Source organism: Streptomyces sp. NBC_00250 (genome assembly GCF_036192275.1).
Classification (GTDB): domain Bacteria; phylum Actinomycetota; class Actinomycetes; order Streptomycetales; family Streptomycetaceae; genus Streptomyces.
The window spans coordinates 6,953,290-6,972,454 of the sequence record NZ_CP108088.1; the positions used below are offsets into that span (position 1 = coordinate 6,953,290).

The 19,165-nt window shown below is 72.9% G+C and carries 21 protein-coding genes and 1 riboswitch; of the genes, 10 read left to right on the plus strand and 11 right to left on the minus strand.

Annotated elements, in window-relative coordinates; all coding sequences use genetic code 11:
- Positions 1 to 26: 26 nt before the first annotated feature.
- From OG259_RS31465 to OG259_RS31480, 4 genes are all read right to left on the minus strand, one after another.
- The gene (locus OG259_RS31465) at positions 27 to 1,535 is read right to left on the minus strand and encodes a cobyric acid synthase (protein ID WP_328945331.1); all 1,509 of its coding nucleotides are present in this window, start codon (positions 1,533 to 1,535) and stop codon (positions 27 to 29) included.
- Positions 1,532 to 2,515 (minus strand): cobalamin biosynthesis protein, encoded by a 984-nt coding sequence (locus tag OG259_RS31470; RefSeq protein WP_328945332.1) that lies wholly within the window; start codon positions 2,513 to 2,515, stop codon positions 1,532 to 1,534. Before OG259_RS31470 ends, OG259_RS31465 begins: the two co-directional genes overlap by 4 nt.
- A gap of 34 nt (positions 2,516 to 2,549) precedes the next feature.
- Positions 2,550 to 2,689: riboswitch (cobalamin riboswitch) on the minus strand.
- A gap of 128 nt (positions 2,690 to 2,817) precedes the next feature.
- Positions 2,818 to 3,039, minus strand: coding sequence for a hypothetical protein (locus tag OG259_RS31475; RefSeq protein ID WP_266890427.1), 222 nt, complete (start codon positions 3,037 to 3,039; stop codon positions 2,818 to 2,820).
- 12 nt (positions 3,040 to 3,051) lie between these two features.
- Entirely contained in the window at positions 3,052 to 4,320 is a 1,269-nt protein-coding gene (locus OG259_RS31480; RefSeq protein ID WP_266890426.1) for an inorganic phosphate transporter, read from the minus strand.
- A 397-nt stretch (positions 4,321 to 4,717) separates the two neighbouring features.
- Between OG259_RS31480 and OG259_RS31485 the strand changes: the two genes are divergently transcribed.
- Entirely contained in the window at positions 4,718 to 5,845 is a 1,128-nt protein-coding gene (locus OG259_RS31485; protein ID WP_328945333.1) for an alpha/beta hydrolase, read from the plus strand.
- A gap of 265 nt (positions 5,846 to 6,110) precedes the next feature.
- Positions 6,111 to 7,529 (plus strand): hypothetical protein, encoded by a 1,419-nt coding sequence (locus tag OG259_RS31490; RefSeq protein WP_443052052.1) that lies wholly within the window; start codon positions 6,111 to 6,113, stop codon positions 7,527 to 7,529.
- A gap of 31 nt (positions 7,530 to 7,560) precedes the next feature.
- On the opposite strand, the gene OG259_RS31495 is transcribed toward OG259_RS31490, so the two are convergent.
- Both OG259_RS31495 and ypfJ read right to left on the minus strand, forming a co-directional pair.
- The gene (locus OG259_RS31495; RefSeq protein ID WP_328945334.1) at positions 7,561 to 7,962 is read right to left on the minus strand and encodes a VOC family protein; all 402 of its coding nucleotides are present in this window, start codon (positions 7,960 to 7,962) and stop codon (positions 7,561 to 7,563) included.
- A gap of 67 nt (positions 7,963 to 8,029) precedes the next feature.
- Entirely contained in the window at positions 8,030 to 8,920 is an 891-nt protein-coding gene (ypfJ, locus tag OG259_RS31500) for a KPN_02809 family neutral zinc metallopeptidase (RefSeq protein ID WP_328945335.1), read from the minus strand.
- Between the two features lie 265 nt (positions 8,921 to 9,185).
- On the opposite strand from ypfJ, the gene OG259_RS31505 reads away from it, so the two are divergent.
- From OG259_RS31505 to OG259_RS31515, 3 genes are all read left to right on the plus strand, one after another.
- Positions 9,186 to 10,784 (plus strand): ABC-F family ATP-binding cassette domain-containing protein, encoded by a 1,599-nt coding sequence (locus tag OG259_RS31505; protein ID WP_328945336.1) that lies wholly within the window; start codon positions 9,186 to 9,188, stop codon positions 10,782 to 10,784.
- A 396-nt stretch (positions 10,785 to 11,180) separates the two neighbouring features.
- Positions 11,181 to 11,402, plus strand: coding sequence for a helix-turn-helix domain-containing protein (locus OG259_RS31510; protein WP_006123601.1), 222 nt, complete (start codon positions 11,181 to 11,183; stop codon positions 11,400 to 11,402).
- Positions 11,403 to 11,534: 132 nt separating this feature from the next.
- Positions 11,535 to 12,335 carry an enoyl-CoA hydratase/isomerase family protein gene (locus tag OG259_RS31515; RefSeq protein ID WP_266890416.1) on the plus strand — a complete coding sequence of 267 codons (801 nt, stop codon included), beginning with the start codon at positions 11,535 to 11,537 and terminating at the stop codon, positions 12,333 to 12,335.
- Between the two features lie 4 nt (positions 12,336 to 12,339).
- On the opposite strand, the gene OG259_RS31520 is transcribed toward OG259_RS31515, so the two are convergent.
- Positions 12,340 to 12,987, minus strand: coding sequence for a hypothetical protein (locus OG259_RS31520; protein ID WP_328945337.1), 648 nt, complete (start codon positions 12,985 to 12,987; stop codon positions 12,340 to 12,342).
- A 93-nt stretch (positions 12,988 to 13,080) separates the two neighbouring features.
- Between OG259_RS31520 and OG259_RS31525 the strand changes: the two genes are divergently transcribed.
- The 5 genes from OG259_RS31525 to amaP are packed head-to-tail and all read left to right on the plus strand — an operon-like array spanning position 13,081 to position 15,419.
- Positions 13,081 to 13,557 carry an Asp23/Gls24 family envelope stress response protein gene (locus OG259_RS31525; protein ID WP_328945338.1) on the plus strand — a complete coding sequence of 159 codons (477 nt, stop codon included), beginning with the start codon at positions 13,081 to 13,083 and terminating at the stop codon, positions 13,555 to 13,557.
- A gap of 52 nt (positions 13,558 to 13,609) precedes the next feature.
- The gene (locus OG259_RS31530; protein WP_266890410.1) at positions 13,610 to 13,801 is read left to right on the plus strand and encodes a hypothetical protein; all 192 of its coding nucleotides are present in this window, start codon (positions 13,610 to 13,612) and stop codon (positions 13,799 to 13,801) included.
- A gap of 6 nt (positions 13,802 to 13,807) precedes the next feature.
- The gene (locus OG259_RS31535; RefSeq protein WP_328945339.1) at positions 13,808 to 14,167 is read left to right on the plus strand and encodes an Asp23/Gls24 family envelope stress response protein; all 360 of its coding nucleotides are present in this window, start codon (positions 13,808 to 13,810) and stop codon (positions 14,165 to 14,167) included.
- Positions 14,164 to 14,805, plus strand: coding sequence for a DUF6286 domain-containing protein (locus OG259_RS31540; RefSeq protein WP_328945340.1), 642 nt, complete (start codon positions 14,164 to 14,166; stop codon positions 14,803 to 14,805). Before OG259_RS31535 ends, OG259_RS31540 begins: the two co-directional genes overlap by 4 nt.
- A gap of 26 nt (positions 14,806 to 14,831) precedes the next feature.
- A complete protein-coding gene (gene amaP / locus OG259_RS31545) occupies positions 14,832 to 15,419 on the plus strand; it encodes an alkaline shock response membrane anchor protein AmaP (RefSeq protein ID WP_328945341.1) in 588 nt (195 codons plus the stop codon).
- Positions 15,420 to 15,422: 3 nt separating this feature from the next.
- Here the strand turns inward: amaP and OG259_RS31550 are convergent, their stop codons facing one another.
- The 4 genes from OG259_RS31550 to OG259_RS31565 form a co-directional block, all read right to left on the minus strand.
- Complete coding sequence (locus tag OG259_RS31550) at positions 15,423 to 16,178, minus strand: SDR family oxidoreductase (protein WP_328945342.1); 756 nt, start codon at positions 16,176 to 16,178, stop codon at positions 15,423 to 15,425.
- A 4-nt stretch (positions 16,179 to 16,182) separates the two neighbouring features.
- Positions 16,183 to 17,973 (minus strand): glycoside hydrolase family 15 protein, encoded by a 1,791-nt coding sequence (locus tag OG259_RS31555; RefSeq protein WP_328945343.1) that lies wholly within the window; start codon positions 17,971 to 17,973, stop codon positions 16,183 to 16,185.
- 34 nt (positions 17,974 to 18,007) lie between these two features.
- Positions 18,008 to 18,838, minus strand: a complete 831-nt coding sequence (locus OG259_RS31560; protein WP_328945344.1) for an SURF1 family cytochrome oxidase biogenesis protein — start codon at positions 18,836 to 18,838, stop codon at positions 18,008 to 18,010.
- Between the two features lie 78 nt (positions 18,839 to 18,916).
- The gene (locus OG259_RS31565; protein ID WP_189830397.1) at positions 18,917 to 19,150 is read right to left on the minus strand and encodes a hypothetical protein; all 234 of its coding nucleotides are present in this window, start codon (positions 19,148 to 19,150) and stop codon (positions 18,917 to 18,919) included.
- Positions 19,151 to 19,165 lie beyond the last annotated feature (15 nt).

The following is a 19,165-nucleotide window of genomic DNA, read 5'->3' on the forward strand; positions in this document are numbered from 1 at the left end:
GGGATTCTCGACACGCCGCCCCGCGCTCACGGCGCGCCCGGCGGCACGAACGGCAGCCCCGAAGGAGCCCCCTCCTCGATCAGCCGCAGCAGCGCGTCCGTGTCCGCGTGCTCCTCGATCAGATCCCCCAGCTTGTCCAGCTGTTCCTCCCGCAGCGCCCCGAACGACGTGTCCGGCGCCGGTACGAACCGCCGCCCCGCAGCCGCCGCGACCTCGCGCAGGAACGCCCGCCGGAACCCGTCGCTCTCCAGGGAGCCGTGCCAGTGCGTACCCCACACGGCCCCCACCCGGCACCCGTCCAGGAAGGCTTCCCCGCCCAGCACCTCGGCGACCCCGTGGTGGATCTCGTACCCCTCCACCCGCTCCCCGAGCGCCGAGCCGACCGGCCGGGCGAGGGTCTTCTCGGGCGCGAAGCGGACCCGTACGGGCAGCAGCCCGAGGCCGTCGACGGCCCCCGCCCTGGACTCGACCTCGTCTTCGATGTGCTCACCGAGCACCTGGAAGCCGCCACAGATCCCGAGCACCGGCCGTCCCTCGGCGGCGCGCCGCGCCAGCGCGTCGGCGAGGCCCCGCTCCCGCAGCCAGGCCAGCGCCTTCACGGTGCCCCGGGTGCCCGGCACGACCACCAGGTCCGCGTCGACGAGCTCCTCGGCCCGGTCCACGAACCGCACGACGACACCCGGCTCGGCGGCCAGCGCGTCCACGTCCGTGAAGTTGGACATCAGCGGCACCGCGCAGACGGCGACCCGCAGCACGTCCTCACCGACCGGCGGCGCGACGACCGACTCACGGACCGCACCCCGCAGGGAGACCCGCAGGCCGTCCTCCTCGTCGATGCCGAGCCCGTGGGCGTACGGCAGGACGCCGAAGGTCCGCCGCCCGGTCAGCCCGTGCAGCATGTCGAGCCCGGGTTCGAGCAGCGTGACGTCGCCGCGGAACTTGTTCACGAGGTAGCCCGCGATCAGCTCCTGGTCCTCGGGAGAGAGGAGCGCCGTCGTCCCGAAGAACTGGGCGAAGACCCCGCCCCGGTCGATGTCGCCGACCACGACGACGGGCAGCCGCGCGGCCCGCGCGATCCCCATGTTCACGATGTCGGTGCGCCGCAGGTTGATCTCGGCGGGACTTCCCGCTCCCTCGCAGATCACGGCGTCGTAGGTGCTCCGCAGCTCCTCCAGGCAGGCCAGCACCGGCTCGAAGAGCTCCTTCTGCCGTCCCCCGTGGTAGCCCCGGGCGCTCAGCTCGCCGACCGGCTTGCCCATCAGGACGACCTGGCTGGAGCGGTCGCTGCCGGGCTTGAGCAGGACGGGGTTCATCAGCGCGGTGGGTTCCACCCGCGCCGCCTGCGCCTGCATGGCCTGCGCGCGCCCGATCTCGGCCCCCTCCCTCGTGACGAAGGAGTTGAGGGACATGTTCTGTCCCTTGAACGGCGCCACCTTCAGCCCCTTGCGGACCAGCCAGCGGCAGATGCCGGCCGTCACGACGCTCTTGCCGGCGTCGGACGTGGTCCCGGCGACGAGCAGTCCCCCACCCCTCATGCGTTCCTCCGCTTCCGGGCCCCCAGGGCGCCGATGATCAGGCGGCCGCCCACGCAGGCGGCCAGAGTGAGTCCGGTGACCCGTCGCGAGAGCCGTACGGCCCGGTCGATGTCGGCCACGTCGACGGCCCGGCCGTCCCCGTTGAGCACGGGGCGGTGTTCGACCCGTCCGCCGTACGACAGGGTGCCGCCGAGCCGTACGCCGAGCGCGCCCGCGAAGGAGGCCTCGACCGGGCCCGCGTTGGGGCTGGGATGCTTGCCCGCGTCCGCCCGCCAGGCCTTCAGCGCACCCCGCGGGTTCCCGCCGGCGACGGTCGCGAGTACGGCGGTCAGCCGGGCGCCGGGCCAGCCGGCCACGTCGTCGAGGCGGGCCGAGGCCCAGCCGAAGCGGCGGTGGCGCGGGGACTTGTGGCCGACCATCGCGTCGAGGGTGTTGACGGCCCGGAAGCCGACGAGGCCGGGTACGCCCGCGACCGCGCCCCAGAAGAGGGCGCCGACCACGGCGTCGGAGGTGTTCTCGGCGACCGATTCGACGACCGCCCGGGCCATCGCGGGGCCGTCCAGGGACTGCGGGTCGCGCCCGCACAGATGCGGCAGCCGCTCCCGGGCCACGTCCAGGTCCCCGGCGGCGAGCGCCCCGCCGATCGCGCGGGCCTCCCGGCCCAGGGTCGTACCGCCGACGACGGCCCAGACGGCGGCGGCGGTCAGCGCGACGGAGGCGGCCGGGCGGTTGCGTACGGCCCGGGTGGCGAGCGCTCCGAGGGCGACGGCGGAGCCGGCGCAGACGGCGGTGTGCAGGGCACCCCAGCCGCGGTGGTCGTGGTGGAGGCGCTCCTCGACGGCGGCGGCGGCCCGGCCGAACGCGGCGACGGGATGTCCGCGGCGGGGGTCGCCGACGAGCAGATCGACGGCGAGACCCGCGGCCGCTCCGTACGCGAATCCGTCCGGGGAAAGGCGGCTGGTTCTGCTGCGGCCGGGCATGGCGCATGTCCTCACTCAGGGTCCGCGCCCTGGATCGACGTGACCGGCGGCGAGAGTTCCTGACTCCCGGACCCTTCGGATCCGGTCACAGTGGCGGGACCGCGCCGGATTCGCACCGGACTTCCTCTACTGCCGCCGTAATGGCCTCGGCAGTCCACCACGGCCCGAGAACACCCGTCAACTCACCCTTGACCTGCATCGGGTCACTGTGCGAAGCACCACAAACACGGCGCCGAACATACGACGGCCGGGCGGTCCGTACCCGAAGGTGCGGACCGCCCGGCCGTCGTGAGTTCGGACCGTCAGACGACGATCAGATAGATGCCGTACGCCACCGCCGAGAGGCAGAGGGCGAAGCAGGCGTAGGCGCCGGTGCGGGCCAGGGTGGCGGAGCCTCCCTGGGCGGCGGCCTGCTCCTGCTTGGAGAGGCCGATGATGCCGAGGGTGAAGAGGCCCACCAGGGCGACGGTCGCCACGAGGCTGACTCCGAAGACGGAGCCGAGAGCTGCCCAGTCGATCTTCATGTCGTTCGTTCCTTACACCGCTGCGGCGGGGGCGGAGGGCGCGGCCGGGTCGGTGGGAGCCGGGGCGGGGATGGTGGTCTTCAGGTCCTCGTCCGCGACGGCGGCGACGGAACCGGCGGCCGGCGGCGGGGTGACGGCCGCGATGGCGGTGGTCACGACACCCGCGGGCTCGTCGTCGAGGTCGTCGGCGGTGACGTTGTTGTGGTCGACCGGCTTGCGGCGGGACAGCGACCAGATGACACCCGAGCCGGCGATCAGCAGGACCGCGACGGCGGCGATGCCCCAGGGGCCCTGCTTGGTGAGGAACTCGGCACCGGCGCCGACCAGGCCCGCGGCGGGCAGGGTCAGACCCCAGGCGACGAACATCCGGGTCGCGGTCGACCAGCGGACGACACCGCCCTTGCGGCCGAGACCGGCGCCCATCACGGCACCCGAGCAGGACTGGGTGGTGGAGAGGGAGAAGCCGAGGTGCGAGGAGGCCAGGATGACCGTCGCGGCACTGGTCTGGGCGGCGAAGCCCTGCTGCGGCCGGAGGTCGGTGAGGCCCTTGCCCATGGTGCGGATGATGCGCCAGCCACCGAGGTAGGTGCCGGCGGCGATCGCGATGCCGGCGGAGACGATGACCCACATCGGCGGGTTGGAGCCGGGGGCGAGGACGCCGCCGGTGACCAGGGCCAGGGTGATGATGCCCATCGTCTTCTGGGCGTCGTTGGTGCCGTGGGCGAGCGAGACGAGACCGGCGGAGGCGATCTGGCCGACCCGGTAGCCCTTGGCGGTGTGCTTCTCGTCGGTCTTGGCGCCGATCCGGTACGTCAGCTTGGTGGCCAGCATCGCGGCGAGGCCGGCGACGAGCGGCGCGGCGACGGCCGGGATGAGGACCTTGGTGACGATGGTGGAGCCGTTCACCGCCGACCAGCCGGCCGACATGACCGCTGCGCCGATGAGTCCGCCGAAGAGGGCGTGGGAGGAGCTGGACGGCAGTCCGAGCAGCCAGGTCAGCAGGTTCCAGAGGATGGCGCCGACCAGCGCGGCGAAGATCACCTCTGTACGAATGCCCTCTTCGTTGATGATCCCGCCGGAGATCGTCTTGGCGACCTCCACGGACAGGAACGCGCCGACGAGGTTCAGCACGGCGGACATGGCCACCGCCGTCTTCGGCTTGAGTGCACCGGTCGAGATGGTCGTGGCCATCGCGTTCGCGGTGTCGTGGAAACCGTTCGTGAAATCGAACACGAGAGCTGTCACGACCACAATGGCGAGCAGCAGCGTGATGTGTTCCATTTACCCAGGCAATCGTTTGACGTCAGTGGCAAGCCGAACGTAGGCAACCTGGGTGAACGGAAGGTGAACTGGGCCGGGCGACGTGGTGTCCCTATCCGGTGTCAAGGCATTCCGCTTAGCCCTCGTCCCGGGCAGGTGTCCACGATGCGGTCACCCCGCAACCCCGGGTAATCCGGGCCATCGCCGGGCACATGCGACCTGACCCGGTTTCTCCTCCGGCACCCGGTTCCGCTCCCCGGACCGAACCATCCGCACGGAGGACCCCGCCGAGGAGACCCATGTCACTCTCCCGAGGGGCCCGTCGCGCTTCCGAGGGGGCTCCCGCCGGGCAGGGCCTCCGGGGGCCGTCCGGGTCCGTCCGGTGGCAGTCCGCCCGGACCCTGTCGAGACTGGGAGCGTGCGCCCGGCTACAGCGACGGCAGCGGCCGTCACCACCCTGCTCGGTGTCGGCGCGGCCGCGATCGCGGTCGGCCGGTACGCCAGCGACGTCGCCCTCAAGGCGCCGTCCGGACGTCCCCTGCCCGGAGATCCCAAACTCACCGTGCACGCCACGGGCCCCGACCGCATCACCCTCACCCGCAGCCTCGCCTCGCTGCGCCCCGGTACGTACGGCATCGAGGGCCACGGCCAGCACGCCGTCGTCGGCCCCGTCCTCGACCGGGTCCCGCACACCGCCGACACCGTCGTCCGGCGCCTCGAACGGGTCGAGCTCGGGGTGATCGGTCCCGGCTCCCGCGTCCGGTTCACCCCCCAGCTGCACATCGGCACGCCGATCAGCGCCCTCGGGCTCGCCCACGAGGACGTCGAGATCCCCGGCGAGCTCGGCCCCCTGCCGGCGTGGCTGGTGGCAGCCCCCCGCACCACCTGGGTGATCGCCCTGCACGGGCTCGGCACCACCCGCGAGCACCCGCTGAACGTCGTCCCCTTCTTCAACCGCCGCAAGATCCCCGTCCTCGTCCCCGCCTACCGCGGTGACGCGGGAGCACCCGCCTCACCCGACGGCCTCGCCCACCTCGGCGACTCCGAATGGCGCGACGTCGACGCCGCCATCCGCTACGCCGTCCACCGGGGCGCGTCGAAGATCGTGCTGCACGGCTGGGGGACCGGGGCCTCGATGGCCCTGCGCGCCGCCGCCGAGTCGGGGGTGCGCGACCGGATCAGCGGCCTCGTCCTCGACTCACCCGTCCTGGACTGGGAGGCGACCCTGCGCAACCTCGCCTCGGCCCGCCACGTCCCCGGCCCCCTGCTCCCGCTCGCCGTCCGCGCCGCCCAGGGCCGGACCGGGCCGCACGGCGACCTGCTCCGGGCCGCCTCGGCACCGGACGCCCTGCGCGTCCCCGTCCTCCTCTTCCACGGGCCCGACGACACCATCGCCCCCTACGAGCCGTCCGTCGAACTCGCCGCCCGCCGCCCCGATCTGGTCACCCTCCACACCGTGCGGCACGCCCCGCACGCGTCGATGTGGAACGCCGACCCGGTCCGCTACGAGGAGGCCCTGCGCCGCTTCCTCACCCCGCTCCTCTAGGTCGTGTCCGGAAAGTAGGGCCAGGCGGGACTTTCCGGACACGACCCACCGTCATGCCCCCTCCTCCGCCTTGCGCTGCGTCCCCTCGGCCCCTGCGGGCCGGGGAGACCCCATGCACCAGACGCCCGCCCCCTGATCCGACCCGACCGACAAGACACCGCCCAGGACCTTTCAGCAGGCCTTTCCGCGCCTGCTCCCGGGCCCGTCGGGACGGGGCGGCCGATTCCGATTGGGCTTTCGGGCCGTCAGCGGGAAGACTGCCCCCGTGACGTCTCGAAAGCCCGATGAACCATTGGCGCGCAACTCCAGACTCCGACTCGTCCGCCCGCGGGCGCTGGCCACCGCCCGACGGGCCGTGACGACCCGGCGCACCCGGCCGGCGCCGCGGCCGCCCGAGGGCACTCCGCCCCGCGCGGAGCTCGCCCGCCAGGCCCGGCACGTCCTCGCCGACGCCGTACGGATCGCCCGCTGGGCCGCCGTCGAGCGCGGTGCCGTGGCGGCACCCCGCACCGGCCCGGGAGCCGTCCCCGCCGAGGAACGGGCCGCCGTCGCACTGAACCTGACGCCCGGCCAGATCCGGGCCGGCTGGGACCGGGCCCGGCTCGCCGGACTCGTCGAGCTCCACGGCGACACCGCCCGCCCCGGCTGGCGGCTGCACGCCTGGGACCGCGACGACTCCGCCGTGCTGCGCGGCTGGGTCGCCCTCTTCGACGCCTGGTCCCTGGTGCACCCGGCCGCCGAGGGGGTCGAGCCGAGCGCCGTCGCGGAGGTCGTCGAGGCCCTCCCGCAGGTCCTGTCGCTGCTTCAGCTCTCCCAGGGCCCGGTCCTCGTCCCCGCCCTCCTCGACCTGCTCGGCCAGCGCGTCGAGGAGCTGCGCGAGGAGCGCTGCGAGGTCCCGGTGGGCGAGGAGGCCCCCGAGGCCGCCGACGCGCCCGAGGCGGACGGCACCGACGGGCTCCCGGCCCTGCTCGACTGGGCCCTCGAAGGCCTGGCAGCCGTCGGCGCGCTCACCCTGGACCCCGGCGCGGAGGGGCGTCACGCCACTTTGACCCCGCTCGGCAACTGGGCGGTCTGGGTCAAGCTGGAGCAGATCTGCGTCGCCGCGCAGAGTCCCGCGGGCAACATCGAGCAGTCCGCCGAGGACATGCTCCGCGGCTGTGCCCGGCTCACCCCCGGCCCGGCCCGCGCCGAGTACCGCGCCTGGCTCGCGGCCCGCACCCTCTCCAGCGCGGTGACCGAACTGCTGGCCGTCGCCCGCGGCGAGGACGCGCTGCTGCGCGGGCTCGCCTTCGAGGCGCTCCGGGTCGTCGGCGCCCCCGCCGAGGCCGAGGTACGGGCCACCGTGGCCGAACCGTCCCTGCGGCCGTACGCGCTGCTCTGGCTCGCCGAGTACGAGGGTGCCGACCCCGACGACGCCCAGGAGGTCCTCACCCGCGAGGAGTCCACCTGGCTCTGGGTGGACACGGCCGCCGCGGTCGCCGACCACGGCGAGAGCGAGCTGCTCGTCCGGCACCTCGACTCCGCCGTGCAGGGCACCGTCCCGGCGCTCCTCGACGAGATCAGGGCCGTGGGCCACCCCCGTACCGTCCAGGTCCTGGTCGCCCTCGCCGCCGCCCACCCGGACCCGGCCCTGGCCAAGGCGGTCCGCCGGGCCGCCTTCCAGGTCCACACCGGGGGAGCGTGACGAGCGGCGTGCACCCCCGCCCGGCGCCCGGCTACTCCGCGGCGCCGGGGGTGTACGTCCCGAAGCTCCAGATGTTGCCCTCGTGGTCCCGGGCCGTGTAGTCCCGCGAGCCGTAGTCCTGGTCCTTGGGCGGCATCACGATCTCGATGCCGTGGGCCACCGCGCGCGTGTGGTGCTCGTCGACGTCGTCCACGTGCACGAACACGCCGACCGGGCCGGCGTCGGCCATCAGCTTGTCGAACTCGCTGCCCGTCCCCTTGCTGCCCAGCATCACCATGCCGTTCCCGTACGACAGCTCGGCGTGCGCGACGCGCCCGTCCTCGGCCTCGTACACGGCGGTCGCACGGAAGCCGAAGCCCTCCGTGAGCAGGGTGATCGCCGCCTTCGCGTCCTCGTACGTCAGCGTCGGACAGATATGGGGTGCCTCAGCCATCCCGATCACTTCCTCTCGATTCAGTCGAATGTGACCCGGGTCTCAGTCTGGCAGTCACCACCGACAATCAGCGGAAGGTGTTGCACCGGGCCATGTCGCCCGTCCGGTAGCCCTCGTAGAACCACTGCTGGCGCTGCGCGGCCGAGCCGTGGGTCCAGTTCTCCGGGGTCACCCGGCCCTGGAACCGCTCCTGGATCCGGTCGTCGCCCACCGCGGCCGCCGCGTCGAGGCCGTCCCGGATGTCCTCGTCCGTCAGCTTCGTGAGCAGCGGTCGGCCCGTCCGGTCGTCGGGCGTGGTCGTGGCGTGCCGGGCCCACACGCCCGCGTAGCAGTCGGCCTGGAGCTCGACCCGCACGGCGTTGGAGTTCGCGCCGGTCCGGCCGTCCTGGGCGCGGCTCAGGGTCCCCATGAGGTTCTGGATGTGGTGGCCGTACTCGTGCGCCACCACGTACGCCTGGGCGAACGGCCCGCCGCTCGACCCGAACTTGGTGCGCAGCTCGTCGAAGAAGCCCAGGTCCAGATAGACCTGCCGGTCGCCGGGGCAGTAGAAGGGCCCCACCGCCGAGGTCGCTGAGCCGCAGGCGGTCGGGACCCGCTGGCTGAACATCACGGTGGCGGCGCTCCCGTAGGTGCCGCCCCGGCGCGCGTACTCGCTCCGCCAGTAGTCCTGGAGACTGTTGACGACGGCGACGATGCGGCAGTCCTCACGGGCGTTGGCGTCCGAACCCTTCTTGCAGGTCTGGGCCACCTGGGCCGCCGAGGAGGAGCTGGCCGCCGGTTCGTCGCCGCCCGAGGAGAGTCCGAGCTGGTCCGGCCCCACCCCGAAGAGCAGGCCCAGGACCAGGGCGATGAGGCCGATGATCCCGCCGCCGACGGTCGCCTTGCCGCCCGGGATGCGGCTGTTCCGGACGTCCTTGACCTCCGAGGTGTCCAGATCGGCGTCGTCGTCGAACTGCACGGTCCACCACCCTTCGCGTCACTGCCGCGGCAGTGGCCGCCGCCCTGCGCCGAGTATCGGCTCATCTCATACCTCTCGCCCCTTTTGTGAATCATGGGCGGAGATGTGAGAAAGCTCCGATCCGGCTCCGGAGCCCCGCATGGCCTAAAAGCAGTTGCAGGGGCCCGTTAGACTGGCCGTATGGCCATTCTCCCCGTGCATTAGCGGCGTCGAAGCCCTTCACCAGCCGTCCTTCCGCCGTTTCCCATCGCCCTGGAGTCTGTCCGTGATCACCGCTTCCGGCATCGAGCTGCGCGCCGGCGCCCGAGTCCTCATCGAGTCCGCTTCCTTCCGCGTCGCCAAGGGCGACCGCATCGGCCTCGTCGGTCGCAACGGAGCGGGCAAGACCACCCTCACCAAGTGCCTCGCGGGCGAGGGCGTCCCCGCCGCCGGCCAGATCGCCCGCTCCGGCGAGGTCGGCTACCTCCCGCAGGACCCGCGCACCGGCGACCTCGACGTGCTGGCCCGCGACCGCATCCTCTCCGCCCGCGGCCTCGACGTCCTCCTCAAGAAGATGCGGATGAACGAGGAGCGCATCGCCACCGGCGCCGGTGCCACCCGCGACAAGGCGATGCGGCAGTACGAGCGCCAGGAGACCGAGTTCCTGACCAAGGGCGGTTACGCGGCCGAGGCCGAGGCCTCCACCATCGCCGCCGCCCTGGGTCTGCCCGACCGGGTCCTCGGCCAGCCGCTGCACACCCTCTCCGGTGGTCAGCGCCGCCGCGTCGAGCTCGCCCGGATCCTCTTCTCGGACGCCGACACGCTCCTGCTCGACGAGCCGACCAACCACCTCGACGCCGACTCCATCGTCTGGCTGCGCGACTACCTGAAGAGCTACCGCGGCGGCTTCATCGTGATCTCTCACGACGTCGACCTCGTCGAGACCGTGGTCAACAAGGTCTTCTATCTGGACGCCAACCGCTCCACGATCGACGTCTACAACATGGGCTGGAAGCTCTACCAGCAGCAGCGCGAGGCCGACGAGAAGCGCCGCAAGCGCGAGCGCCAGAACGCCGAGAAGAAGGCCGCCGCCCTCAACTCGCAGGCCGACAAGATGCGCGCCAAGGCCACCAAGACCGTGGCCGCGCAGAACATGGCCAAGCGCGCCGAGCGACTGCTCTCCGGCCTGGAGGCGGTGCGCGCCTCCGACAAGGTCGCGAAGCTCCGCTTCCCCGACCCCGCTCCCTGCGGCAAGACCCCGCTGACGGCCGAGGGACTCTCCAAGTCCTACGGCTCGCTCGAAATCTTCACGGATGTGGATCTCGCGATCGACAAGGGCTCCCGCGTCGTCATCCTCGGCCTCAACGGCGCGGGCAAGACCACGCTGCTCCGGCTGCTCGCCGGCGCCGAGAAGCCCGACACCGGAGACGTGACCCCGGGCCACGGCCTCAAGCTCGGCTACTACGCCCAGGAGCACGAGACGCTCGACCCCGAGCGCAGCGTCCTGGAGAACATGCGCTCGGCCGCGCCGGACCTCGACCTCGTCCAGGTCCGCAAGACCCTCGGCTCCTTCCTCTTCTCCGGCGACGACGTCGACAAGCCGGCCGGGGTCCTCTCCGGCGGCGAGAAGACCCGTCTGGCCCTGGCCACCCTGGTCGTCTCCTCGGCGAACGTGCTGCTCCTCGACGAGCCCACCAACAACCTCGACCCGGCGAGCCGCGAGGAGATCCTCGGGGCCCTGCGCACCTACAAGGGCGCCGTCGTCCTGGTCACCCACGACGAGGGCGCGGTCGACGCGCTGGAGCCGGAGCGGATCATCCTGCTCCCGGACGGCGTCGAGGACCTGTGGGGCCCGGACTACGCGGACCTGGTGGCGCTGGCCTGACCCGGCGGCGCCCCTCGGCGGCCCGGGAGCGCCCCGGAATCCGCCGGGAGGGCCCCCGAGCGGCCCGGAGTGATCATTCCGGGCTGGATCATTCGGCTCATGGGTGATCCTTCATCTGAGTGAGGGCGTCTCGTACCCCCCGGCGCGGTGCTCTGCCGAATCCTTCCGGCAGGCCCGCGCCGTACGTGTGTTCCCCCTGTATCGCTGACCTGCTGGTTCCCGTGCCCCACGGTGCGGAGCCGTGTTTCCGGCCCAGCGGAATTCCAGCTTCCGGTCGTGACGAAGGTGCGCTCGTCCACAAACCCGGCGGCATGGACCTTGTCGAATGGGTGGCCAGGACGGACGGGAGGGGTGATCATGAGAAGTCCAGAGCGCACTTCCCATGAGGAGGCACGGGTGGCCGAGACTCTGAAGAAGGGCAGCCGGGTGACCGGCGCCGCGCGCGACAAGCTCGCGGCAGACCTGAAGAAGAAGTACGACTCCGGTGCGAGTATCCGGGCGCTGGCCGAGGAAACGGGCCGCTCCTACGGATTCGTCCACCGGATGCTCAGCGAGTCCGGAGTCACGCTGCGTGGACGCGGCGGAGCGACACGGGGCAAGAAAGCCGCCTCGGCCTGACATCGGGACGCCTCGACCGGGCCACCGGGTCTCTCGGTGGCCACCCGGTCGGTCTTCGTGCCGGCCAGGTGGTTACTGTGCAGTCACTTAGCATTTCGCATGCAGTGCTGCACCGTAATCGGAGGCGCCCCCATGACTACGCTCGACGACTCTGAGCTCGTATTCGACAAGGACGGTGTACGGCTCACCGTCGAGGACGCCGTTGCCACGGTGACCCTGACCAATCCGGCGAAGCGCAACGCTCAGTCTCCCGCTCTGTGGCGGGCGTTGACAGAAGCCGGCCGGTCGTTGCCCGGCAGCGTGCGGGTCGTCGTCCTGCGCGGCGAGGGAAAGTCCTTCTCCGCCGGACTCGACCGGCAGGCGTTCACGCCCGAGGGCTTCGACGGAGAGCCGTCCTTCATCGATCTCGCGCGCGGTTCCGACGAGAACCTCGACGCGGTCATCGCCGAGTACCAGGAGGCGTTCACCTGGTGGCGCCGTAGCGACCTCGTGTCGATCGCGGCCGTCCAGGGGCACGCCATCGGCGCGGGCTTCCAGCTCGCCCTCGCCTGCGACCTGCGGGTCGTCGCCGAGGACGTGCAGTTCGCCATGCGCGAGACCAGCCTGGGCCTCGTCCCGGACCTGACCGGGACGCACCCGCTCGTCTCGCTCGTCGGCTACGCCCGCGCGCTGGAGATCTGCGCCACCGGGCGCTTCGTCCACGCCGAGGAGGCCGAGCGCATCGGTCTCGCCAACCTGTCCGTGCCCGTCGACGAGCTCGACGCGGCGGTACGGGACCTCGGCGCCGCCCTGCTCGCGGCGCCGCGCGACGCGGTCACCGAGACCAAGGCGCTCCTCCAGGCTGCCTCCGGCCGCTCGTACGAGGAGCAGCGCACCGCCGAGCGCGCCGCCCAGGCCCGCCGCCTGCGCGACCTCGCGGGCCTCGGCGACTGACGTCCTAGCGCAGTTCCGACACCACGACCGTGACCGCGTCCGCCTCCGGGGTGGCCGCGGTCACGGCCGCGCGCACGGCGCGGGCCACGTCCAGGGGGCGGGCCCCGGCGGTCACCGCCAGTTCCACCCGCACCCCGTCGGGTCCCCGGCGCACCGGCGGGCCCAGCGCGTCCGTCACCCCCGCGACACCCGGCACCCCGAGCGCCGTGAGCGCCGCGGGATCGTCCGTCGCCGGTGAGGTGAGGCCCGGCGGGGGTGTCGCACCCGCGTCCGGCTGCGGCGGCGCCGCGTCGAGCAGGTCCGTCACCCGCAGGTCCACGGCCCCGACCACGAGCCCGATCCCGTCCTCGGCGGCGGTGAGCAGCACCGCCCGCAGCTCCTCGGCGAGCTCCGGCAGAGGCCGTCCGGCGATCGCGCCGAACGAGGCCGTGACGAGCAGGGCACCCGCTTCCGGCTCTCCGGCCGTGTCCGCCGGACCGATCCGCAGCTTGCCCGGCACCACGCCCCGTACGTCCGCGGCCGCCCGGCCCAGTACCCCGCGCACCGCCCGCTCGGTGATCCAGGCCCCCTCCGCCGCCGCTCCGAGCGGCAGCAGCCTGCCCGGGGCGAGGCGGTCCCGGACCGCCGCCGTCCAACCCTCAGCCGTCGTCATTGCCCCAGCCTGCCGTATCCCCGGGGCGGAACGGGGTAACCGCCCTTAGTGTGGGCGAAGAACCCCGAATTAACCCAGAAGGGGCGAAATCTGATGGCGGACACCACTCACACCGGCGACTCCTCGACCGACGAACCGCGCCGCACCTCGGTCACCAAACGGGGCGGCGGCGACCCGGCCTCCCGGGGCCGGACCACGATCGCCGACGGCGTCGTCGAGAAGATCGCCGGTCTGGCCGCCCGCGATGTCGTCGGCGTCCATGCGATGGGCAGCGGGATCTCCCGCACCTTCGGCGCCGTACGCGACCGGGTGCCCGGCGGGGGCGGCGGCAAGTCCAGCGTCACCCGTGGCGTGAAGGCCGAGGTCGGCGAGGTGCAGACCGCGCTCGACCTGGAGATCGTCGTCGACTACGGCGTCTCCATCGCCGACGTCACCGGCGACGTCCGCGAGAACGTCATCGCGGCCGTCGAGCGGATGACCGGACTGGAGGTCGTCGAGGTCAACATCGCGGTCAGCGACGTGAAACTGCCCGACGAAGAGGACGAGGAGCCGGAGTCACGGCTCCAGTAGCCGCTGACAGCTGCACACAGGGGGCTCAGGAGGACTCGGAAAGGGGTCAGGAATGAGCATGGCAGTGGTCGGCCTGGTGGCCGGCATGGCTCTCGGCTTCGCCGGATACTTCGGCGGCTTCGGAGCGTTTGTGCTGGTCGCGGCCTTGGGAGGGATCGGCTTCGTGGCCGGCCGCTTCCTCGACGGCGACCTCGAACCCGGCGACCTCTTCCGGGGCCGCGACCGCGGCGACCGGCCCCGGTGACCCGGGGTGGCCGCTGACCTTGCCTCCCGGGACCCCGTGCGGGACCGGGGGGCCACATCGATCGCCGACCGGGTCGTCGCGAAGATCGCCGCCCAGGCGGCGAGGGAGGCCGTGGGCACCGTCCCCCGGGGCGGCTCGAAGCCGCACGCCTCCGTCGTCGTCCACCGGGACGTCGCCCGGGTCGCGGTGAGCCTCGACCTCGACTACCCCACCGACATCGGACGCCGGTGCGGGGCCGTTCGGAGCCGGGTCCGCACCCAGGTGGAGGAGCTGGTGGGCATGGAGGTCCACGAGGTCACCGTCCACGTGGAACGCCTCCACTCCCCGCTCACCCGCCAGGCCACCCCGAGGGACCGCCTGTCATGACGACCCCACCGGAACCCGCGCCCGACGCCCGCGCCGAGCCGACCGGCCCGGCCCCCGGCGGCGTCCCCGTCCTGGCCGACGCCGCCCCCACACCCCCGGTCCGCCGCTTCTGGGCCGTCCGCCGCATCCCGGCCGGCGTACTCGCGGCCCTGGTCCTCGGCGGCGCCGGGCTCCTCCTCTACGACGTGGCGGCCGTCCGGGCCGACCGCACCGCCATGGCCTGGCGGCGGGAGCTGGCCGACGGCCTCTCGACCCGGCCGCTCGACGACACCTGGGTCGTGGTCGGCGCGGCCGTCGCGGTCGTCCTCGGCATCTGGCTCCTGATCCTGGCCGCGACCCCCGGCCTGCGCGCCGTCCTCCCGATGCGCCGCGAACACGCCGACGTACGCGCCGGACTCGACCGGGAGGCCGCGGCCCTCGCCCTGCGGGACCGCGCCATGGAGGTCTCCGGGGTGCAGGCCGTCCGGGTGCGGATGGGCCGCACCAAGGTGTCGGTGAGGGCCGCCTCGCACTTCCGGGCGCTCGACGAGGTCCGCACCGACGTGGAGACCGCCCTCGCCACGGGCATCGACGAGCTGGGTCTCGCCCACCCGCCCGCGCTGACGGTACGGGTGGCCCGGCCGCCCAGGAAGAAGTGAGCCATGAGCCAGGAAGCGGTGATCCGGTGAGGGTGGTCCTCCGGCGCGTCAACCGCGCCCTGCTCGGGCTTGCCGGGCTGCTCCTCGTCATCGGCGGCGGAGCGGTCCTCGCCGCCGCCCTCGACCTCTCCGTACCGTCCTGGTGGCCCTGGTCGGGCCCCTCGGACGTGCTGCTCTCCACCGCCGACCGGCAGCGATGGCGCGAGGAGGGCTGGTGGTGGCCGGTGGTCATCGCCGTCCTCGGGCTCGTCGTCCTGCTCGCCCTGTGGTGGCTGCTCGCCCAGTTCCGGCGGGCCCGGCTCGCCGAGGTCGTCGTCGACAGCGGCGACGGCGAGGAGGCGATCCTGCGCGGCCGGGCCCTGGAAGGCGTCCTGGAGGCGGACGCCGCGGCCCAGGAGGGCGTGGCCCGGGCCCGGGTCTCCCTCACGGGCCGGCGCGGCGCCCCCCGTACCCGCGTCGCGCTCCTCCTGGAGCCGTACGCCTCCCCGGGCGATGCCCTGAACACGCTCAGCACCCAGGCACTCGCCCACGCGCGCGCCTCCACGGGCCTGTCCGCCCTGCCCACCGAGGCGCGCCTGCGGGCCGTGAAGCACCGGGCCCGCAGGGTCAGCTGAGGGTCAGAAGCCGCTGCGCGCCCCGCCGTCCACCGGGAGCATCAGGCCCGTCAGGTAGGAGGCGGCCGGCGACAGCAGGAAGGCCGCCGTCCGCCCGAACTCCGCCGGGGTGCCGTAGCGGCGCAGCGGGATCGTGGCCTCGTTGGCCGCCCGGGAGGCGTCCGCGTCGCCGGAGAGGGCGTCGAGGGACCGCACCCGGTCGGTGTCGATCCGGCTCGGCAGCAGCCCGACGACCCGCACACCGCGTGGTCCCAGGTCGTTGGCGAGGGACTTCGCGAAGCCGGCGAGACCCGGGCGCAGTCCGTTGGAGATGGTCAGACCGGCGATCGGCTCGTGGACCGAACCGGACAGGACGAAGCCGATGACGCCGCCCTCTCCGAGCGTCTCGGCGGCCGCGCGGGCCAGCCGTACGGCGCCGAGGAAGACGGTGTCGAAGGCGGCCGCCCACTGCTCGTCGGTGTTGTCCGCCGCGAAACCGGGGGCGGGACCGCCCACGCTGATCAGGACACCGTCGAAGCCGCCGAACCGCGCCCGCGCCTCGGCGATGAGCCGCGCCGGGGTCCCCGGGTCGGTGTTGTCCGCGGCGATCCCGGACGCGCCCGGCCCCAGCTCGGCCACGGCCTCGGCGACGGTCTTCTCCTCGCGCCCGGTGACGAGCACCTTGGCCCCCTCGGCGAGCAGCGCCTCTGCGGAGGCCCGCCCGAGCCCCCGCGTCGCCCCGGTCACCACGTACACACGGTCCTTCAGTCCAAGATCCATGGCCCTATCCTGCCGGGTCCTGATCCTCGCCTGCCAGTGCGAGCGCCGTGCCCACCAGGCCGATGTGGCTGAAGGCCTGCGGGAAGTTGCCCAGCTGGCGGCCGGTCACCGGGTCGTACTCCTCCGCGAGGAGGCCCACGTCGTTGCTCAGGGCCACGAGGCTCTCGAACAGCTCCCGGGCCTCGTCGGGCCTGCCGGTCAGCCGGAGCGCGTCCGCGAGCCAGAAGGAGCAGACCAGGAAGGTGCCCTCCTGGCCCGGCAGGCCGTCCACCGCGCCCGAGTCGGCGCTGTAGCGGCGGACGTAGCCGCCGTGCATCAGCTCCGCCCGTACGGCGTCCACCGTGCCCACCACCCGGGGGTCGTCCGGCGGCAGGAAGCCGACCTGCGGGATCAGCAGGGTCGCCGCGTCCAGTTCCGCCGAGCCGTACGACTGGGTGAAGGTGTTCCGGACGGGGTCGTAGGCCCTGGCGCACACCTGCGCGTGGATCTCGTCCCGCATCGTCCGCCACCGTGCCGCGTCCCCCGGCAGCGAGGGGTCCGCCTCCAGGGTGCGGACCGCCCGGTCGGCCGCCACCCAGGCCATCACCTTCGAGTGGGTGAAGTGGCGGCGCGCGCCCCGCACCTCCCACAGCCCCTCGTCGGGCTCGCGCCAGGTCGACTCCAGGAAGCCGAGCAGGCTCAGCTGGAGGTTCCAGGCGTGCCGCTCCGCCGGGATCCCGGCCTCACGCGCGCGGTGGAGCGAGTCCATGACCTCGCCGTACACGTCGAGCTGGAACTGGTCCACCGCCGCGTTCCCGGTGCGTACCGGCGCCGAGTCGGCGTAGCCCCGCAGCCAGTGCAGGGTGGTCTCGGGGAGCCGGCGCTCCCCGGCGGGCCCGTACATGATCTGCAGGTCGGCCGGGTCGCCGGCGACCGAACGGAGCAGCCAGTCCCGCCAGGCGCAGGCCTCGTCGACGTATCCGGCGGCGAGCAGCGCGCCGAGGGTGAGGGAGGAGTCGCGCAGCCAGCAGGCGCGGTAGTCCCAGTTCCGTACGCCGCCGACCTCCTCCGGCAGGGAGGTGGTGGGGGCGGCCATGATCCCGCCGGTCGGGGCGTACGTGAGGGCCTTGAGGGTGATCAGGGAGCGCAGCACCGCCTCCCGGTACGGGCCCCGGTAGGTGCAGCGGGCCGACCACTCCCGCCAGTCCGCGAGGGACTGCTCCAGGGCCTCGTAGGGGTCGACGAGGTCGGGGCGCGGCTCGTGGGAGGGGTGCCAGGTCAGTACGAAGGCCACCTTCTCGCCGGCGGCGACGGTGAACGAGGAGCAGGTGGAGAACTGCTGGCCCCAGGTCTTCACGGGCGGCTCGCTGCGCAGCCAGACGGAGTCGGGACCGGCGATCGCGACCCGGTGGCCGTCGACGCGGCGCACCCAGGGCACGACGGAGCCGTAGTCGAAGCGGAGCCGCAGCACGGCGCTCATCTCGACGCTGCCGCTGACGCCCTCCACGATCCGCATCAGATCGGGGGCCTTGTCGCGCTGCGGCATGAAGTCGACGACCTTGACCGTGCCCGTACGGGTCTCCCAGAAGGTCTCCAGGACGAGGGAGTCCTCGGCGTACCGGCGGCGGGCGCAGGTCGTGGCGCCCTTGGGGGCGATCCGCCAGTGGCCGTTGTTCTCGTCGCCGAGGATCGACGCGAAGCAGGCCGCCGAGTCGAAGCGGGGCAGACACAGCCAGTCGACCGATCCGTCGCGGCCGACGAGCGCGGCGGTCTGGAGATCGCCGATGAGGGCGTAGTCGTCGATACGTTGCGTCACGCTTTGGGCTGTTCCCGGAAGCGGTGGCGGTCAATCAGAGGGACGGAGTGGCCTGGATCGCTTCGGGGTCCCTTTCCGGGGTCCCGGGGGCGTCGTTTCCAGGCGTGTCGGACGAGGCGGCGGCCTTCCGGTCCAGCTTCTCCCGCCGGACCAGGATCACCCAGCCGACGGGTACCCCGCCCGCGAAGAGCCACCACTGCACCGCGTACGCCATGTGGGCGCCGATCGAATCGTGGTCGGGCTCGGGGATCAGCTCGGGGGTGTCCCCGGTGGGTTCCGGCGTGATCTGTTCCAGGTAGCCGCCGAGCACCTCGCGGCCGATGAGTTCGGCCTGCTGCCGGCTGTTGATGAGCATGACCTGGCGGTCCGGCAGGCCCTTCAGGTCCTTGATGCCGCTGGCGCCGGTCGTCTCGTCGGCCTTGAGCCGGCCGGTGATGGTGACCTCGCCCTTGGGGGCGGGCGGCACCGGCGGGAAGGAGTGCTGGTCGGCGGCGGCCGGTACCCAGCCGCGGTTGACCAGGACGACCAGGCCGTCCCGGAGGACCAGCGGGGTCAGGATGTGGACGCCCACCCGCTCGTCGGCGGAGGTGCGGCGGCGGACGACCACCTCGTGGGCGGTGTCGAAGGTGCCGGTGGCGGTGACGGGCCGCCAGTAGTCCGAGCGCGGGACCGTGTGGCCGGGGGAGGTGAGCTCCTCGACCGGGACCTGCTTGGCCGCGATGCTGTCCGCGATCAGGGCGTTCTGGGCGACCCGGCGCTCGTGCCGGTGGAATTGCCAGAAGCCCAGCTCGATCATCGTCGGGACGAGGACGAGGGCGATGAGGGTGAGGATCACCCACTGCCGGGACAACAGGAAGCGGTACACCCCATGACCGTACAACTCGGTCCATGGGGTGCACGCAGTGGGGTTCGGCTCGCCCCGGGCGAGCCAAGGATCGTTTCCTCAGACCCTGTCGACGATGCCCACCTTTCCTTCCGCGCGGGCGCAGTGACCGCCGCAGTACCAGCTTCCGTCGACCTCGACGCCCTGTCCGATGATCTGGACCCGGCAGTGCTCGCAGATGGGCGCCATGCGATGGATGGCGCAGGCGAAGCAATCGAAGACATGGATCGCGCCCTGGGCATGAATCTCGAAGGACATGCCGTAATCGTTTCCGCAGACCTCACAACGTGCCATGCGCCACAGGGTGAG

Coding starts and splice junctions, on each gene's coding strand:
- OG259_RS31565 (WP_189830397.1), bottom strand. CDS start 19,150: ATGGCACGTTGTGAGGTCTGCGGAAACGATTACGGCATGTCCTTCGAG.
- OG259_RS31520 (WP_328945337.1), bottom strand. CDS start 12,987: ATGACGACGGCTGAGGGTTGGACGGCGGCGGTCCGGGACCGCCTCGCC.
- OG259_RS31495 (WP_328945334.1), bottom strand. CDS start 7,962: ATGGCTGAGGCACCCCATATCTGTCCGACGCTGACGTACGAGGACGCG.
- OG259_RS31465 (WP_328945331.1), bottom strand. CDS start 1,535: ATGAGGGGTGGGGGACTGCTCGTCGCCGGGACCACGTCCGACGCCGGC.
- OG259_RS31530 (WP_266890410.1), top strand. CDS start 13,610: ATGAGCATGGCAGTGGTCGGCCTGGTGGCCGGCATGGCTCTCGGCTTC.
- OG259_RS31515 (WP_266890416.1), top strand. CDS start 11,535: ATGACTACGCTCGACGACTCTGAGCTCGTATTCGACAAGGACGGTGTA.
- OG259_RS31470 (WP_328945332.1), bottom strand. CDS start 2,515: ATGCCCGGCCGCAGCAGAACCAGCCGCCTTTCCCCGGACGGATTCGCG.
- OG259_RS31480 (WP_266890426.1), bottom strand. CDS start 4,320: ATGGAACACATCACGCTGCTGCTCGCCATTGTGGTCGTGACAGCTCTC.
- OG259_RS31550 (WP_328945342.1), bottom strand. CDS start 16,178: ATGGATCTTGGACTGAAGGACCGTGTGTACGTGGTGACCGGGGCGACG.
- OG259_RS31475 (WP_266890427.1), bottom strand. CDS start 3,039: ATGAAGATCGACTGGGCAGCTCTCGGCTCCGTCTTCGGAGTCAGCCTC.
- OG259_RS31540 (WP_328945340.1), top strand. CDS start 14,164: ATGACGACCCCACCGGAACCCGCGCCCGACGCCCGCGCCGAGCCGACC.
- OG259_RS31525 (WP_328945338.1), top strand. CDS start 13,081: ATGGCGGACACCACTCACACCGGCGACTCCTCGACCGACGAACCGCGC.